Genomic DNA, 16,436 nt, shown 5'->3' with positions numbered 1-16,436 from the left:
GACTTTGGACTCATGACTTTAGACTCACGACTTTGGACTCTCAACTCCTAACTCCCTTTACTTCCTCTAATCATCGCGCCATAATCCTGTAGTTTTTCCATCGCGTTAACGGTCATAACTAATCGTTTGGTACGGGTGGGTTCTGTTTTGGCGGCATTAATCCATTTAATAAAATAGTTTTGATGAGATTTCGGTTGTTGCAGAAACCGGGTAAGAAGTATTTCATTTTCAGCAAGGCAAACTTCTAAATCGGCAGGCATTTCAATTTTAAAATTCTGATCCTCTTCCAGCCATAATTCTATCTTTGAACCTGTTTCTTTTTTTAGCTTTTTACGAAGGGTCGCATTAATAGCGATGATAAAATCACCGGCGCCCATTGGTACCGTTGCGATTCCGGCGATTGCTAAATCATCAAGCTTTCCCTTTACCCTGAAAGACACCTTACAATCGGGCTTAAGTTCGTTCGCTATAACTGCAGGAATAAAAACATAACGCCAGCCAGTTTTTTCTCCCATTTGTCCGAACCGTTCGATTTCTGCTTTGATGTGAATCATTTAATTTAATAATTTAGATGATAATTTACACTTCTTCCTCCTCCAACAGCCACCAAGACACCTAACTTTTCGAGTCCTTGTAAATCCCGGGTGGCAGTTGCCTTTGATGTCTCAGTAATGGAAATATACTTTTTCGCAGTCATTCCTCCCTCAAATCCACCTGGGCCGAAACTATACATTTTTTGTAAAACCTTGATCTGCCTATCATTAATCTTTTCTTTAATTGAATTAAATACCTTTATTTTTTTCAAGGTAAAATCGATCATCTGCTTCGCATCCAACTGCGCATTTAACACCGTTTCTACAAAATAATTTAACCATTTAGAAATCTCGTTACTTTTTTGAGCATTTTTTAATGCCTGATAGTAAGCATTTTTATTTCGTTCAATTGTATTAGAAAGGCTAAGCATTACGGGCCTGCCAAGTGTTTGAGAAAGTACTTTTTCTGCAATAGCTCTACCAATGCGTCCATTCCCGTCTTCATAAGGATGAATACTTTCAAAGTACAAATGAGCAATACCTGCCCGAATTACCGGATCTTTAATTTCTTTTGATCCATTTGGCATGGTATGATTAAACCAACTCAAAAAACGATCCATTTCTTTTGCAACAATTGATGATGGTGGAGCTTCAAAGTGAATTTGCTCTTTATTTATTCCTCCGGAAATAATCCTCATTGGCTCGCTACTTTTTCTCCATGCAGCCACATTAATATGTAAAGTTTCTGCAAATAATAGTTTGTGCCAATGATGTAATGTATGTCCATCTATTTTTTTATCAAAGGTATTTCTAACCTCAATCATTAAATCAGCGATGCCTGAAGCTTTTTTATCTTTTACAACTTCTGCAGTTTTATTTAATCCCAGATTATTTTTGATGGAAGACATTACATCTTCCCTACTTAGAAACTCCCCTTCTATTGCCGACGTCTTAATTGCTTCTGAAAGAATTAATTCTAATAAGGTTTCCTGTCTGATGTTATCAGGTAATGCAGTTAATAATGCATTTACCTCACCGGTTTCCTGTGCAAAAGCATATAATTTTCCGTCTATTTTGCTGGTTGAAAATGTAAAATTTGGCCAATCAGATAATTCCCAGTTATAGCTCATGAGCCGAATATACGAATTATTCGGCTCAAAAAATAGCCAATTCATGAGCCGAATATAAAGATTATTCGGCTCATGCCTAATTTCCGGCTACCGGATTCATGTGAATTTCAAGCTTAGCAAACTTTAAAACCTCCACACTGGGGAAGCCAAAATCCTCTACTATTTTACCCAAAATCAAGTAACAACCCTTTCCTTTGAATGGGTATACAGGTGTGGTATTTGGAAAATGGATGGTATCGAAAAAGTCGCCATTCGCATCCAGGAACGTACCAAACCACATCTTGGTGTTCTTAATGGTATGTACAGTTTTTTCGCATACATAATTACCTACCATGCGAACTGTTTTTCCTACATTTTCGCTTAAATCTGCCGCCATTATCTCTCCCCGATAACTTGTTTTCAGAAAATCAAACATTTCAAAGTTCAGCGGATAGCCCAACAATTCTAATTCTACATAGGCATCTTCAAGCGCCGAGTTTTCTAAGGTTGGTAAACTATACGCTTTACTTTCGATGTTAAATAACTCAGCTGCATCTATTCTTTTTTGCTTATGCCCGAGGTAATTATAAATCTCCCAAAGCAGTGTTTTTTTATCTCTTCCTGTAAATCTTAAAGCCCCGAGCCTGATTAATAAAATAGCCTGTTCTAACGTTATTTTTGTACGTTTTACAAACTGCTCCAAATCTTTGAAAGGACCATTTCTTTTACGCTCAAGTGGAATCTGGGTGATAAACTTATTTTCCAGACCCTGCACGCCAATGAAGCCCAGGTAAGCCTCATTCTCATTAATGTTCACCACTTCATCACTATTGTTTACACAGGGCAAATGCACCTTCGCCCCTGTTTTTTGAAGCTCATGAACGTAGACCCAGCGACTGTAAAAGCCACCGTAGTTATTTAAAACGGCTACCATAAATTCCTTTGGATAATAAGTTTTAAGATACAAACTCTGGTAACTTTCTACTGCGAAAGAAGCTGAGTGCGCTTTCGAAAAACTATAACCAGCAAAAGAAGATATCTGCCGCCAGACTTCGGTAATGAGTTCTTCTGAATGCCCCTGAAGCCTTGCGGAGTAAAAAAACTTATTCACCAATTCTTCAAAAGCAAGTTTTGAACGGTACTTTCCGCTCATGGCCTTTCGCAATACATCGGCATCAGCTAGATCCAGGCCGGCGAAATAATGGCAAACTTTGATCACATCTTCCTGGTAAACCATTACGCCATAGGTTTCCTTTAGTTGTTCTTCCATTTCCTTGCAGAGGTAAACCACCTTATCTGGTGCATGGTAGCGTTCTATAAACGACTTCATCATACCCGAACTTGCCACGCCCGGCCGAATGATTGAACTTGCTGCAACCAGTGTTAAATAATCTTCGCACTTCAACTTTTTAAGTAGCTGCCGCATTGCTGGCGATTCAATATAAAAACAACCTACCGGCTGACCTTCCCTTAAAATCTTATTTAATTTAGGATCGGCTTTGAACTTCTTGAAGTCGTGAATATCAATCTCTACATTCCGGTTTTGCCTGATGAGCTGAACGGCTTCGCGGATATGTCCTATTCCCCGTTGACTCAACACATCGAACTTTTCATAGCCGATTGCTTCGGCCTCATACATATCCCATTGCACGGTTACGAAACCTTTCGGCGGCAAATCCAACGCCGTATAATAAGTAATGGGTTCATCGGAAATCAAAATCCCACCGGCATGGATAGATCGCTGATTGGGCATATTCCTCATGTGCTGGTGAACCGCTACCAGTTTCCTATAGGTGGCATTCTGATGATTTTCGCGTTCTTTGGCTGGATCGGTAAAACTATCTATTTCTTCTTTTGGCAATCCCAAAACCTTTCCAATTTCACGGATAACTGCCCTGTCTTTGAATGTGCTCATTGTACCTAAAAACGCCACATGCCATTTAGGATATTTTTTAAAAATGTATTTCTGGATCGTTTCCCGCTCATCCCAGGCAAAATCAATATCGAAATCTGGCGGGCTGGTGCGCTTTTCATGCAAAAAACGTTCAAAATACAAATCAAGATCTATCGGATCTACATCGGTAATCCGCAAACAATACGCCACAATGCTGTTGGCGCCGGAGCCTCTGCCCACATGGTAAAACTTACATCTTCCCATCGCATAGCGAACAATATCAAAAGTGATTAAAAAGTAAGCGCAGTAATTTTTAAACTCAATAATTTTCAATTCCTTTTCCATCCTTGCACGGGCAACTGAATGATCATTTCCATATCGATAAGCCAAACCTTTATATGCAATTCGCCTCAACAATACCTGATCAAATGCTTCCCCTTCTTTGGTATACGCAAATCTGTTTTTAGACTTTACCTGCGGCTCGAAGTAAACGCTCAGGTCACAGGCATCCATCAACTTTTGTGTATTTTCAACGATGAACGGAAATGTTTCAAATTTTAATTTAAGTGCTTCTTCCGTAATTAAGACTTCATCAAGACTACATTTAGCGTCATCTGGCACCATGCTCAATAAAGTGTTCATTTCGATGGCCCTCAGGTATTCATGCAGACGATGTTCAATCCGATTACCCACCGTAACCGGATGCCAAACCACCAACCTTTCGGGTTGTTGAAGTAAGGGATGTTTATAAAGAAAATTTAGCTGACTGCTTTTTATGCCAACAAACTCATTGAATTTGAGTTTGCGGTTAAAATTTTTGGCAAACGGATAAACGATAAAAGCATTTTCGAAAGAAGGTGCAGCATTTGGCAAGATCTCATCTTCGATATTGCGGATGCTCAAAAACTCGTTAAGCTCTCGCATACCTTCTTTATTTTTTGCAATTCCGAAATATAAAAGCTGACCTTCTTTATGAAACTCGATACCCGCAATCGGTTTTAACTGGTATGGAATATTTCCGGCCTGCACTTCATCTGGTGCTTTGGCAACTCCTTGTTTGAAACATTCTCTTATAAATTCGATTGCGCCGCTAGAGTTATTAATATCAGTCAGCACCATTTGGCGAATACCTAATGCACGTGCATTTGAAACGATCGTCGGAATATCCATCGTTCCATATTTGAGGCTGTAAGAGGAATGTACATTAAGAAACATTTCGTTTGCAGTGTTTCGTTTATCGTTTATCGTTTTTCATCTACCGTTCTCCATCCTTATTACCTATTTACAATTCTCTATTTGTTTCCTATTACCAATCTCTGTTTCCCGATACCTATTTCTCATTTCCGCCGCCGTACCTATTTCCCATTCTCTATTTCCTATTCGCCATTCCCCTGCCCCTATCCATCCAGTTTCGTTGCCGTACCCAGATCAGAGTTGATAAAGGTTCTGATTCTGGATTTTTTACGTTCGTCTACGGGTTGAGTCTCTTCTTCCTGTTTTTCCTCTAAATGTTTTTTCCGGGGATTATATTTAATGATTTTTCCTTGCTCATCCCGTTCCGGGCGCTTTACGATACAGGCTTTTACTACTGATTCAATTCCATAATGATCCCGGACTTTATCCATTGCCTGGTATAAATCATATTCTTCTTCTGAAGTATGATATAAACCAATCTGCTCAAAGCCGCTTACCAGGTGCGAAAGCCGAACACCAATCAGGCGCAGCAACATTCGTTTAGAATAAAGCTTTTTAAATAAATCATGTGCCTTGTTAATCAGCAAAGAATCCAGTGCGGTATAAGGAATGCGGGCTTGCTGAGTTACTGTCTCGAAATTTGAATAGCGAATGGTTACAGTAATGCAAGCGGTGAGTTTCTGCTGACTTCGAAGCTCGTAGGTTAAATTGGTAACCATTCCACTTAATATGGCTTTCATTTTTGAAATGTCCATACTATCGCTTTCGAAGGTAGTTTGTGTACCAATTGATTTCCTTTCGCGATACGGCACTACCGGAGAAAGGTCGATTCCATTGGCTTTCTGCCAGATCCCTAAACCATGATGACCTAAAATTTTAAACATCAGCTCCTGAGGAATCTCGGCCAGCGTCTGCACTTTCCGTACGCCCATTTCGCTCAGTTTTTTGTGGGTAGCATCGCCAATTCCAGGTATTTTATGAACGGCCAAAGGATTTAAAAAAGGCCGGACACCCGGAAAGGGAATTTCCATCTCTCCGTTTGGCTTACATTCATTGGTTACAATTTTAGAAACCGTTTTATTTACTGATAGACCAAAAGAGATGGGTAAACCGGTTTCCTTAATAATAGTTTGCCTGAGTTCGGAAGCAAATTTCATACAGCCGAAAAACTTATCCATGCCAGTCATGTCGATATAATGTTCATCAATGCTCGCTTTCTCAAACAAGGGCACACGTTCAGAAATAATTTCAGTAATTTCATGAGAGGCTTTGGAATAATCATCCATATTGCCCCGAACAAAAATAGCCTGCGGACAAAGCTGCTTAGCCATTCTACCCGGCATTGCCGCATGTACTCCGAACTTTCGTGCTTCATAACTGCAGGAGGTTACTACGCCCCGATCGGAATTACCACCCACAATAACAGGCTTTCCAATCAGTTTGGGGTTTTTCTTCAATTCCACTGACACAAAAAAAGCATCCTGATCCATATGAATAATCTGTTTATCTTTGTCCATCATCCTGTAAATCAGTTTAAATTTCAGCTATTTGCAGGAACAAAATTACTATTATTTTTAGTTTTTAAACTTAAAATAAATTTTATTTACCAACAAAATACTAACATATTTAGCTTTTATTAAGCTTTGGTTTTTAATAGAAAATGCAGTTTATGGACTTTTTGCTGAGCGCTGAATGACCAAATGAAATAATTTAATTTAATTATAAAGCGTTATAATGAAGACGGAAAAGATTAACCACTGCTCTCCTGAATTAAAAGGTGAGTAACGAGATGTCAAAAAAGTGAGCGGTGAATGTATAAATTTAACCTATCTGTATAGGCACAAACTTATCTCAGCAACCTAATAATCTGTTAGTATAAGTTCATTTATTTCTGAAGACAGCTATCTGATTATCTGGAGAAGGCAAATATTAGCGTGCGTCTAAGCCGCTTGATAAGCAAAGCTTCAAGGTAAGGTAGAATCCGGGATCAGTGACTGATTCAGGAATAATAAAATTTAAGAAACTGGGGGAAAGGATGATTTTTGTAAATGCGTTAAGACCTTGTAGCGAGGTAACTTCTAATAACCTGCAAAGCTAGGGCATAAATTTAATTACTTATTTAACCGCAAACTGTTCAATAAATCCTGAGGTACAAAGTAACAGATCAAAACGTTGTGCCAAACACTCGGTTAGATTGCCAGGCTTAACGCGTAAAAACATAAAACTTTTTAAAGCACCTGTAACACTTAAAATGTTTTACCGGCACGAAAGGCATAAGCACCTTAAACACAAAACCTCTCGGAACCCGGGAAGTCTCTGGATTTTTACAAGCCGGGCAAGCGGGGCATACCTTCGGCTGATGACTGATTACATTAGATGACATAAATAATAAGGAGTTTGATGGCTAAACAAAAATATTCATAATCAATGGAAAATCATATAGTTATGAACAAAAATTTGATTTAATTTACATAAAAAACATGAAAATGCCCGATATAATTAGATTCGTATTTACATTGCTGGCATTTATAAAAAACTTTTAGCTGTGTAGGCTTGTTCAATATTAAAACCATTAATAACCGATTACTAAAAATCTTGGAAATGAGCACAAAAGATAAAGACAACAACGAAGACCAATCAAAAGGAACAGCAAAAGAGAAAGCTACTTTTGACCAGAATGGAAAAGGTGCATCTGATAAATATGGCGCAGCCGGATCTACCCCCAACGAATCTGCAGACGAAGATGGTACTGGTACAGCAAAGAAGCAAACAAAAAAATAGAAAGAGTAACCTCTTTCTATTTTTCGTAAATGCTCATTTTTTCAGCAAGTTCAATGATACTTTTGATCTTTAATTTTTGAAATAACCTGAGCTTATAAGTACTTACTGTACCCATTTGCAATTTAAGCTGATTCGAAATTTCAAGAACGCCAATACCTTTAGTTAATAGTTCTGCAACTTCCAACTCTCTGCCAGATAGCTTAGTGAATGGATTATCTGCATCATTTCCTAAAATGCTGTTAAACATATTCTCCTTAACGTTTCTGCTAGAATAACGGCTACCAGCCAATATCGTTGTAATTGCAGTTACAATTTCCGACTCTTCTGCATTTTTGGTTAAATAACCAGATGCTCCCGATTTTAAATAAGGCACAGCGTAAATGTTCTCATTCAAAGATGAGAAAACCAATATTTTAGCAGCTGGCTGAACGGATTTGATTTGATCAATTACCTTCAGATTATTGCCACCAGGCAAATTCACATCTATAATAATCAAATTAGGCGCCTTTTCGGCTTCAACTAAAGTCTGTTCAAGAGTAGAGGCGTTAATAATCTCAACACCCGCCCAGTATTCAGAAATTAAGTTTTTTAAACCCCTGCGGATGATTTCGTGATCATCGGCAATTAGTACCGTGAAAGTACTTCCAGTATTCTTAGGTTTCATTGTGTGTAAATAAGGATATAAATATTATCAAAGTTATCAATTTTATCGAAATTCGTAGCCTATTCGTTTCAAAAAAAGACTACTTTTTTGATCTCACAAATGTAAACATTATTATACAATTTTACTCATTTCTACACGTTTTTGAAAAAATAATATTGTTAAGCGTAAATAATGTTTAACTAATAAACGTGCAAGCTATAAAATTCTTGTATAGTTTTACTAAATCGTTGTACTTAAGCTGTAGGAAACTGCTAAATCGATTAATTTAAGGAGCAATTTAGCAGCTTATTTATTATGACACATTGCAAATAATCGCAAATATTGAATAATAATTTTGAGAAACGGCAAGTTAGTGTGTTTTAAATATTATGGGACTAATCTTTCAAAGACAATTCTGATTAATAGCGACTGCATAGCACACTTACCAACGGCAAAATTAAAATATTGCTGCCGATATGTATAGCGTTATTTTAACCCATACTTCTATGATTCTAACGTGCAAAGATAATTACAAAAACACGAAAAGATGTAGCTGAACTAATCCTGCGGCCAAACCCCTAAAATTGCAACTATACATAGTTATGAGAAATTGATGGATTTTATAGTAAAACTTAGCTTTAAATAAAATTATTACATTCCAGTGCTATTAAGATCCTGGTAAAAATGGTTTCACGTTTAGATTTTAAAATTGAAACTGATAATCTTAAAAAAGATATTTGATTATTTCTGATCTGAAAGACATTAATCGTATTGATTCCGGATCTTAAATTTTTGCTCTTATCCGACTTAGTGTTTCTAATCGAATCGTCAGAAAAGAAGCAATATATTTAAGGGAAACCCGGTTAATCAAATCCGGAAAAGAAACCAAAAATCTTTTATATCTCTTTTCAGCAGAGGAGATCCTGCAAAGATAGGCACGCTCCTCTGCAGAGCGGTAATAGAGTTCCATAATTTTTCTTCCTACGATATTAGCCTCAGGATAATTTTCATACAGATATTCTGTAAGCACATGTGGAATAGCGATCAAATCTACATTTTCCAGTGCCTGCAAATGTTCTTCTGAATCTCCATCTAACCAGAGATTACGGATGGTGCCTACAATTTCATTCTCCTTTGCAATCCAGGTGGTGATTTCAGTGTTGCCATCTTTCACAAATCCCCTTACCACGCCTTTAACGATCAGAAATAAATATTTATTCCGGTCTGCCGGAGAAACAATAAATTTATTTTTTTTATAACTAACAGGGAAAGTATGTTGGTTGATGCGTTGTTCAATATCGCCATTAAGCGGATGAAATTTTTTAAAAATTGAAATAAATGGGGAAAAATTATTGAATTTTTTCCATCTGTCTTTATCAGATAAATTAATAGCGATCATTTAAAAACAACTAAATAGGTGACAACAGCCTTACACTACTGAAGTACAACGGATAATCGAAAGATGGCATCAAAGAAAAGATTTTTTTTTGACATTTCTCAAGATTCAATATTTTAAAGAATCTTTTCAACTCCTAATCCGAATAATGCAAAATCATATTTAACAGGATCGTTTGCATCAAATTCCTTTAAATGCTGCGTAAGTTCTACGGCAGTAAGCCAATCTGTTTGTTTTCTTGCAATCAATCCCAGCAAGCGCCCTACCCTATCTACATGGACATCGCAAGGGCAAATTAAATCAGCTGACTGAAGTATGTTCCAGATACCAAAATCTACACCATGATTGTCTTTCCTAACCATCCACCTCAAAAACATATTTAAGCGTTTACAGGTAGATTTCTGTGTCGGTGACGAAATGTGTTTCTTAGTACGGTGCGGAAAATCTTCCAGAGAAAAAAAGTAAGACCTGAAATAATTTAAGGAATCTTCAATAGCAACTCCCGCCGGGATATTAACAGATTTGATTGGGGTAATATCCGTAGAGAAATGGGTTTTTTTTGGCACAAATGCTTGCTCAAGGCTATCGTAGTGATGATAATGAGCTTTAAAAAACGACACGAAATAAAGTAAATCAGTATCATTAAATGTTCGATGTTTAAAGTTTAATAAACCTTTCAAATCTGCATCGCTATGATGAAGCATGAATTCATATGGCGAGTTATCCATCCGTGCAAGCAATTCCCGGCACTTATTAATAATGGTTTTCCGCTGGCCCCAGGCCAGAATTGCAGCAAAAAAGCCCGCTATTTCTATGTCCTGTTTCTTTGAGAAAAGATGCGGAATGCAAACCGGATCGTTCGAAATGAAATCAGGCTGATTATACTGTTCCACCTTTTGATCAAGAAAATTTTTCAGTTCTAAAAATTGCATCAGTTTTTGGATAAAACAAGGAGCAGACTAATATGCCCGTAAAAGATTGAAAGTTTAGCTTTCCGTGCAACGCTGTTTATAATAAATAATAATGCAATCTTAACCCGAAAATATCATGCGTTTTTAAGAGAGAATAACTAAACGGGCAAATGAACCATTTGCCCGAAAATTATTTATGCCAGTGCATTGCCAAGATCTTCTAAAAGATCTTCAATGTCTTCCACGCCAACACTCAAACGGAGTAAATTATCAGTTACACCAACTTTTTCACGCTCTTCTTTAGGGATAGAGCCGTGAGTCATGGTAGCCGGATGATTGATTAGAGACTCTACACCACCAAGAGATTCTGCAAGGGTGAAGACTTTAAAGTTTGAAGAGATTCTGAATGTTTCCTGCAAATCCGCTCCTTTAAGCGTAATGGAAATCATTCCACCAAAACCACGCATTTGTTTTTTAGCAATGTCGTGATTAGGATGATCCTCAAAACCAGGCCAGTAAATCTTATCAACCTTAGGATGGTTTTTAAGAAAATGAGCAATGCGTTCTCCGTTTTCGCAATGCGCTTTCATGCGCAGGTGAAGTGTTTTGATTCCCCTCAAAACTAAAAAAGAATCCTGAGGACCAGGCGTTGCTCCACAAGCATTGTAGATAAACCAAAGATCTTTATACAACTGCTCATCGTTCGTAACCAGCGCACCCATTACTACATCTGAGTGACCCCCAATATATTTGGTTACCGAATGCATTACAATATCAGCACCTAAATCAATAGGATTTTGTAAATAGGGTGATGCGAAAGTATTATCTACAGTTAAAATGAGGTTTTTTTCTTTAGTAATTTTTGCAACGCCCTCAATATCGATGATTTGCATTGTTGGATTGGTAGGTGTTTCTATCCAAACCAGCTTTGTTTTATCGTTAATGTATGGCAACATATTTTCTGGCTTTGAAAGATCCAGAAAGTGAAATTTAATTCCATATTTCGAAAAAATCTTCGTGAAGATCCGATAAGAACCACCGTATAAATCGTTTCCGGTAATTACCTCATCGCCCGGGGACAGCAATTTTAGCACAGCATCAGTAGCGCCCATCCCACTTGAAAATGCTAAACCATATTTTGCATTTTCTAAAGCTGCAAGGCAATCTTCCAGGGCTTTACGTGTCGGGTTTGTTCCTCTTGAATATTCGTAACCCTTATTATCTCCCGGCGATTTTTGCCAGTAGGTAGAAGTTTGATATATTGGTGTCATTACTGCACCCGTTGTTGGATCAGGCTCCTGGCCTGCATGTATTGCTTTTGTTCCGAACTTCATTTCTTAAATAGACTTAAATAAATATGAGATGATAGATTTGAACTAATGACTTTTAATGCTCATTAGCTCATTTTATAATGATATAGCAGATTAAGACTCGCGAATTAAAAGTCACAACTCCAAACTCATGATCAAAACCTAAGACTGAAGACTTTGGAATCATTACTGCTGACTCCAGACTTAAGACTCACGACTCCAGACTCTTTAATACGCTCGCGCGAACAATACCCTTTGAATTGATGGCTTGCCCGAATAAATACAAACGCCATCTTCCAGTTTATTGTCTAAAGGAATACAGCGAATAGTTGCTTTAGTTTCATCCTTAATTTTCTGTTCAGTTTCAGAGGTACCATCCCAATGGGCAGAAATAAAACCAGCTTTAGTATCTAACAGGTCTTTAAATTCCTGATAAGAATTGGCTTCTGTAATATGTGAATCTCTATAAGCCAATGCTTTATTAAACATACTGGTTTGAATATCCTCCAATAATTTAACAATATAGATATCAAGGCCTTCCTGAGGAACCGTTTGTTTCAACTTCGTATCTCTTCTGGCGATTTCCACTGTTTTATTTTCCAGGTCTCTGCCCCCAATTGCAATCCGGATTGGCACACCTTTCAATTCATAGTCTGCAAATTTGAACCCCGGACGTTGGGTATCGCGGTCATCATATTTTACAGAAACACCCATTCCTTTCAGGCGCATTGTTAATTCATTTACGTAAGCCGTAATTTTAGCCAGGTCTTCATCACCCTTATAAATCGGTACAATTACTACCTGAGTTGGCGCCAATTTCGGTGGAATGATTAAACCCGAATCATCACTATGTGCCATAATTAATGCGCCCATTAAACGGGTAGATACACCCCATGATGTTGCCCAAACGTGATCTAGCTTTCCATCTTTACCAGTAAATTTTACATCAAATGCTTTTGCAAAGTTCTGTCCTAAAAAGTGAGATGTTCCGGCTTGCAAAGCCTTACCATCCTGCATCAGTGCCTCAATGCAATAAGTATCTAAAGCACCTGCAAATCTTTCATTTGGAGATTTTCTTCCTCTGATTACCGGAACGGCTAACCAGTTTTCGGCGAAATCTGCATAAATGTGTAACATACGTTCGGTTTCCTCAATTGCCTCTTGTGCCGTAGCATGAGCAGTATGTCCTTCTTGCCATAAAAATTCTGCCGTACGCAAAAACAACCGCGTTCTCATTTCCCAACGCACTACATTGGCCCATTGGTTAATTAAAATCGGAAGATCACGGTAGGATTGAATCCAGCCTTTATAAGTATTCCAGATAATGGTTTCAGAAGTAGGACGAACGATTAATTCTTCTTCTAATTTAGCTGTTTCATCAACAACAATATTGCCATTACCGTCATTCTTCAATCGATAGTGTGTCACCACTGCACATTCTGTGGCAAAACCCTGTACGTGAGAGGCTTCTTTAGAAAAAAATGACTTAGGAATGAACAAAGGAAAGTAAGCATTACTATGACCTGTGTCTTTAAACATCTTATCGAGTACGGCCTGCATATTTTCCCATATTGCATAGCCATTGGGCTTAATAACCATACATCCCCTAACTGCCGAATGTTCAGCAAGGTCGGCCTTTAACACGATATCATTATACCATTGGGAATAATCTGCTTCTCTACTTGTAATTTCTTTGCTCATGTTATGTATTTGGAACGTAATTTGTGTGTTAAAATATGTGAAATTAGATCACAAATTTATAAATTTATGCCTACAAAACGATTATCAATAGCTGGCATTTATGATATGTTAATAATTGATCAAAATTATAGCCATCATAAGTCGTTAGATTTTTAGCAAAAACACACACAACTAAATATAAACACAATGAAACCAATTAAATTTTTTCCTATTGTTATGATTGCCGCCGCGGGGCTGGTGGCATCATGTTCAACATCGAAATTGGCGTCTACCAGCCAAAATGACGATGTTTATAACTCTGTGGCGAAAGCCAGAGAGGTGGAGGTAGTTCCTCAACAGCAATATGCACAGAATCAAAACCAGGATCAAGTTCAGGATCAGGAGGGTTACGACGAATATTATGGCACGAGTAATCCTTATTACGACATGGATTATTCATCCAGAATAAATCGCTTTTCTAACGGTACAAGCTGGCGCGGATATTATGATCCGTATTATGATAATTTTTCTTACGGCAATTCTTACGGTGCAACCAACTATTTATGTTACGGTGGTTTAGGCTGGAGCAGCGGTTACGGCTTAGGTGGCTGGGGCGGTGGTTTCGGCATCGGATTAGGTTATGGTAGTATTTGGAGCAATCCGTTCTACTACGGCAACTTTGGTTACGGATGGAACAGTCCCTTTTACGGATGGAATTCATGGGGGCCTAACTCCTATTATGATCGCTTCGGTTGGGGCGGTGGCTGGTATGGCGGCGGCTTAGGTTATGGCGGAGGGTTCTACGGTGGTGGAGTTTATACCGGTAATAATAACTACAGAGCAAGACCAGGTAATACACTTAATAGCAGAGGTTATGGTAATAATAACGGAAGTACCTATGGGGGTAGACCTAACAGATCTGGTGTAGCGCCTCAAAACGGGAACAATAGACAAGGTTATTCACCTAATTATAATGTAGGCAGACCGTCAAGAAGCCAGGTTAATGGAAACGGACAACAATCTGGTGGATATTCAAGACCAGACGCAAATTCCAGCAGACCTGGAAGAAATGAGAATTATGCACCTCAGCCACAAAGACAAGAAACAAGACCAACTTATTCTGCACCTCCTGCAAGTAGAGGCAGTAGCGGTGGCGGATCATATGGCGGAGGCGGCGGTGGCGGCTCTAGGCCATCAAGATCTGGAAGAGGTTAATTTTAGCAACACACACAACAAATGAAAAGATACATTTTAGCATCTATAGTGGCTACAGTAGCTTCTATAGGTTCATTGCATGCACAAAGTTATGCTCCTGATGCATTCCGTTTTTCTCAAACTAATTATGGTAGTAGCGCCCGTTTTAAAGGAATGGGTGGTGCGCAGATTGGGGTAGGTGGCGATATCAGTTCCATTAGTGCTAACCCTGCTGGTTTAGGTTTATTTACAAAATCAGAATTCAGTATTACGCCTGAGTTTAACTCTGTTGACAATAATAGCGCTTTCTTAGGGGCCACTACCAAAGCCAGTAAAAGTCAAATTAACCTGAACAACTTAGGAGTTGTTTTTTATAGTCCGGCTGCCAAAATGAAAGGTTCGGATGTAAATAAAGGCCTAGTAAGTACCGTTTTCGGTGTGAGTTATACCAGAAACAACGATTTCTTAGGTAACATTGCCTATAATGGTGTAAATAACAATAATTCAATCAGAAATGCATACGTAGACCAAGCAAATGATATTGGTATAGATAGAACCATTGCTGGGGATGCCTATAACAGTACACTTATAAATTATGGTGCTCCTGGTTTTACTAACAGCTATTCAGCTGCCCCTTTTGGAAATAATAGTTTCAATCAAAATTGGGTTGAAACCAGATCAGGATCTACCTCAGAATTTAACGTTGCTGGTGCACTGAACTTCTCTAATAAGTTGTATTTAGGAGCTACTGCCAGTTTTGTTAACGTGAGATATGTTAGTGATGCTGTTTTTACGGAATCTGGAATTACGAACTGGTTTAATGAAAATCAGAATAGTTTTACTGGAAACGAAAACTACAATCTAACGCAATTGAGAAACCAGGAAACCAAAGGTGGGGGCTTTAACCTTAAATTGGGAATGATCTACAGACCTGTAAATGAGTTGAGAATCGGGGTAAACTTTCAAACACCAACCTGGATGAATCTTCAGGATAATACAGCTGAAACGCTTCAGGCTAACTTAGCTGGAAACAGTAATAACGGAGCGGATTCGTTTAATAATGCACCTCAATATTATACTTTCACTTATAACCTGCGTACGCCATTAAAAGCATCTGCTGGTTTAAGTTACGTAATTGGTGGCATGGCATTAATTTCTGCCGATGTGGATTATATTGATTATTCATCTATCCGCTTTTCAGCTGATGATGGTTCTAACGTTAATGACATTGCCATTAATAACCGTACTGTTAAGGACAGCTATAAAGAAGCAGTGAATTATAGAGTAGGTGCTGAAGTAAAAGTAAGTCCTGAAATTAGTTTAAGAGGTGGATACGGATTAAACGGTAATGGTATTAAAGGTGGTGATAAATCTTTCTACCAGGCTCAATACTACACTGGCGGTATTGGTTACCGCGTAGATAATTATTATTTTGATGTTGCTTACCAGAACTATAAAACTAACTTCAACTCATCACCATACGAGCTTTATGATTTTTCTGAGCCCGTTGCTAATGTAAAAAGTACTAGAAATAATGTTTTCTTAACATTTGGAGTGAGGTTTTAGAATAAATTAAGAAATTATTTAAAGCCACGGCCTTGTAAAGGTTGTGGCTTTTTTTTTAAAAAATATTAACATCCCTTTCTTGTTGCATCATTAATAATTATAGAATTGAAAAATACCTAAATCAAATTAATAATACATAATAACAATTAAATAAATATATAATAAGTATAATTTATTATTAAATAAAAATATCAACACACATACAAAGTTTTTAGCTAATATTGT

At 37.8% G+C, this 16,436-nt stretch carries 12 protein-coding genes; 3 read left to right on the top strand and 9 right to left on the bottom strand.

What is annotated here, in order from left to right:
• Positions 1-47: 47 nt before the first annotated feature.
• From GJU39_RS17670 to dinB, 4 genes are all read right to left on the bottom strand, one after another.
• On the bottom strand, positions 48-554 hold the full coding sequence (locus GJU39_RS17670) for a YdeI/OmpD-associated family protein (RefSeq protein WP_154282326.1): 507 nt from the start codon (positions 552-554) through the stop codon (positions 48-50).
• 5 nt (positions 555-559) lie between these two features.
• Positions 560-1,708 carry a Fic family protein gene (locus tag GJU39_RS17665; RefSeq protein ID WP_245227990.1) on the bottom strand — a complete coding sequence of 383 codons (1,149 nt, stop codon included), beginning with the start codon at positions 1,706-1,708 and terminating at the stop codon, positions 560-562.
• Positions 1,709-1,739: 31 nt separating this feature from the next.
• Complete coding sequence (dnaE, locus tag GJU39_RS17660) at positions 1,740-4,751, bottom strand: DNA polymerase III subunit alpha (protein WP_154282325.1); 3,012 nt, start codon at positions 4,749-4,751, stop codon at positions 1,740-1,742.
• Positions 4,752-4,933: 182 nt separating this feature from the next.
• Entirely contained in the window at positions 4,934-6,250 is a 1,317-nt protein-coding gene (gene dinB, locus GJU39_RS17655) for a DNA polymerase IV (protein ID WP_342448224.1), read from the bottom strand.
• A gap of 1,081 nt (positions 6,251-7,331) precedes the next feature.
• On the opposite strand from dinB, the gene GJU39_RS17650 reads away from it, so the two are divergent.
• The gene (locus GJU39_RS17650; RefSeq protein WP_154282324.1) at positions 7,332-7,511 is read left to right on the top strand and encodes a hypothetical protein; all 180 of its coding nucleotides are present in this window, start codon (positions 7,332-7,334) and stop codon (positions 7,509-7,511) included.
• Positions 7,512-7,527: 16 nt separating this feature from the next.
• Here the strand turns inward: GJU39_RS17650 and GJU39_RS17645 are convergent, their stop codons facing one another.
• The 5 genes from GJU39_RS17645 to proS all read right to left on the bottom strand — a co-directional run bounded on the left by GJU39_RS17645 (position 7,528) and on the right by proS (position 13,472).
• Positions 7,528-8,175: a response regulator gene (locus GJU39_RS17645; protein WP_154282323.1), complete on the bottom strand. Its 648-nt coding sequence runs from the start codon at positions 8,173-8,175 to the stop codon at positions 7,528-7,530.
• A gap of 763 nt (positions 8,176-8,938) precedes the next feature.
• Positions 8,939-9,553, bottom strand: a complete 615-nt coding sequence (locus tag GJU39_RS17640; RefSeq protein ID WP_154282322.1) for a Crp/Fnr family transcriptional regulator — start codon at positions 9,551-9,553, stop codon at positions 8,939-8,941.
• Between the two features lie 113 nt (positions 9,554-9,666).
• Complete coding sequence (locus tag GJU39_RS17635) at positions 9,667-10,482, bottom strand: TIGR02757 family protein (protein WP_154282321.1); 816 nt, start codon at positions 10,480-10,482, stop codon at positions 9,667-9,669.
• A gap of 173 nt (positions 10,483-10,655) precedes the next feature.
• A complete protein-coding gene (locus GJU39_RS17630; RefSeq protein ID WP_154282320.1) occupies positions 10,656-11,795 on the bottom strand; it encodes a cystathionine gamma-synthase in 1,140 nt (379 codons plus the stop codon).
• Positions 11,796-11,999: 204 nt separating this feature from the next.
• Complete coding sequence (gene proS / locus GJU39_RS17625) at positions 12,000-13,472, bottom strand: proline--tRNA ligase (protein ID WP_154282319.1); 1,473 nt, start codon at positions 13,470-13,472, stop codon at positions 12,000-12,002.
• Positions 13,473-13,658: 186 nt separating this feature from the next.
• Here proS and GJU39_RS17620 point away from each other — a divergent pair, with 186 nt between their 5' ends.
• Complete coding sequence (locus GJU39_RS17620; protein WP_154282318.1) at positions 13,659-14,666, top strand: hypothetical protein; 1,008 nt, start codon at positions 13,659-13,661, stop codon at positions 14,664-14,666.
• Positions 14,667-14,687: 21 nt separating this feature from the next.
• Positions 14,688-16,211: an OmpP1/FadL family transporter gene (locus tag GJU39_RS17615; RefSeq protein WP_154282317.1), complete on the top strand. Its 1,524-nt coding sequence runs from the start codon at positions 14,688-14,690 to the stop codon at positions 16,209-16,211.
• Positions 16,212-16,436 lie beyond the last annotated feature (225 nt).

It is taken from the genome of Pedobacter petrophilus, from assembly GCF_009674725.1.
GTDB classification, from domain to species: domain Bacteria; phylum Bacteroidota; class Bacteroidia; order Sphingobacteriales; family Sphingobacteriaceae; genus Pedobacter; species Pedobacter petrophilus.
This window is presented reverse-complemented; position numbering and strand designations above follow the sequence as displayed.

Bases quoted from the DNA above. Each gene is read 5' to 3' on its own strand.
- dinB (WP_342448224.1), bottom strand. From the start codon at position 6,250: ATGATGGACAAAGATAAACAGATTATTCATATGGATCAGGATGCTTTT.
- GJU39_RS17650 (WP_154282324.1), top strand. From the start codon at position 7,332: ATGAGCACAAAAGATAAAGACAACAACGAAGACCAATCAAAAGGAACA.
- dnaE (WP_154282325.1), bottom strand. From the start codon at position 4,751: ATGTTTCTTAATGTACATTCCTCTTACAGCCTCAAATATGGAACGATG.
- GJU39_RS17615 (WP_154282317.1), top strand. From the start codon at position 14,688: ATGAAAAGATACATTTTAGCATCTATAGTGGCTACAGTAGCTTCTATA.
- GJU39_RS17630 (WP_154282320.1), bottom strand. From the start codon at position 11,795: ATGAAGTTCGGAACAAAAGCAATACATGCAGGCCAGGAGCCTGATCCA.
- GJU39_RS17645 (WP_154282323.1), bottom strand. From the start codon at position 8,175: ATGAAACCTAAGAATACTGGAAGTACTTTCACGGTACTAATTGCCGAT.
- GJU39_RS17670 (WP_154282326.1), bottom strand. From the start codon at position 554: ATGATTCACATCAAAGCAGAAATCGAACGGTTCGGACAAATGGGAGAA.
- GJU39_RS17620 (WP_154282318.1), top strand. From the start codon at position 13,659: ATGAAACCAATTAAATTTTTTCCTATTGTTATGATTGCCGCCGCGGGG.
- GJU39_RS17640 (WP_154282322.1), bottom strand. From the start codon at position 9,553: ATGATCGCTATTAATTTATCTGATAAAGACAGATGGAAAAAATTCAAT.
- proS (WP_154282319.1), bottom strand. From the start codon at position 13,472: ATGAGCAAAGAAATTACAAGTAGAGAAGCAGATTATTCCCAATGGTAT.
- GJU39_RS17665 (WP_245227990.1), bottom strand. From the start codon at position 1,708: ATGAATTGGCTATTTTTTGAGCCGAATAATTCGTATATTCGGCTCATG.
- GJU39_RS17635 (WP_154282321.1), bottom strand. From the start codon at position 10,482: ATGCAATTTTTAGAACTGAAAAATTTTCTTGATCAAAAGGTGGAACAG.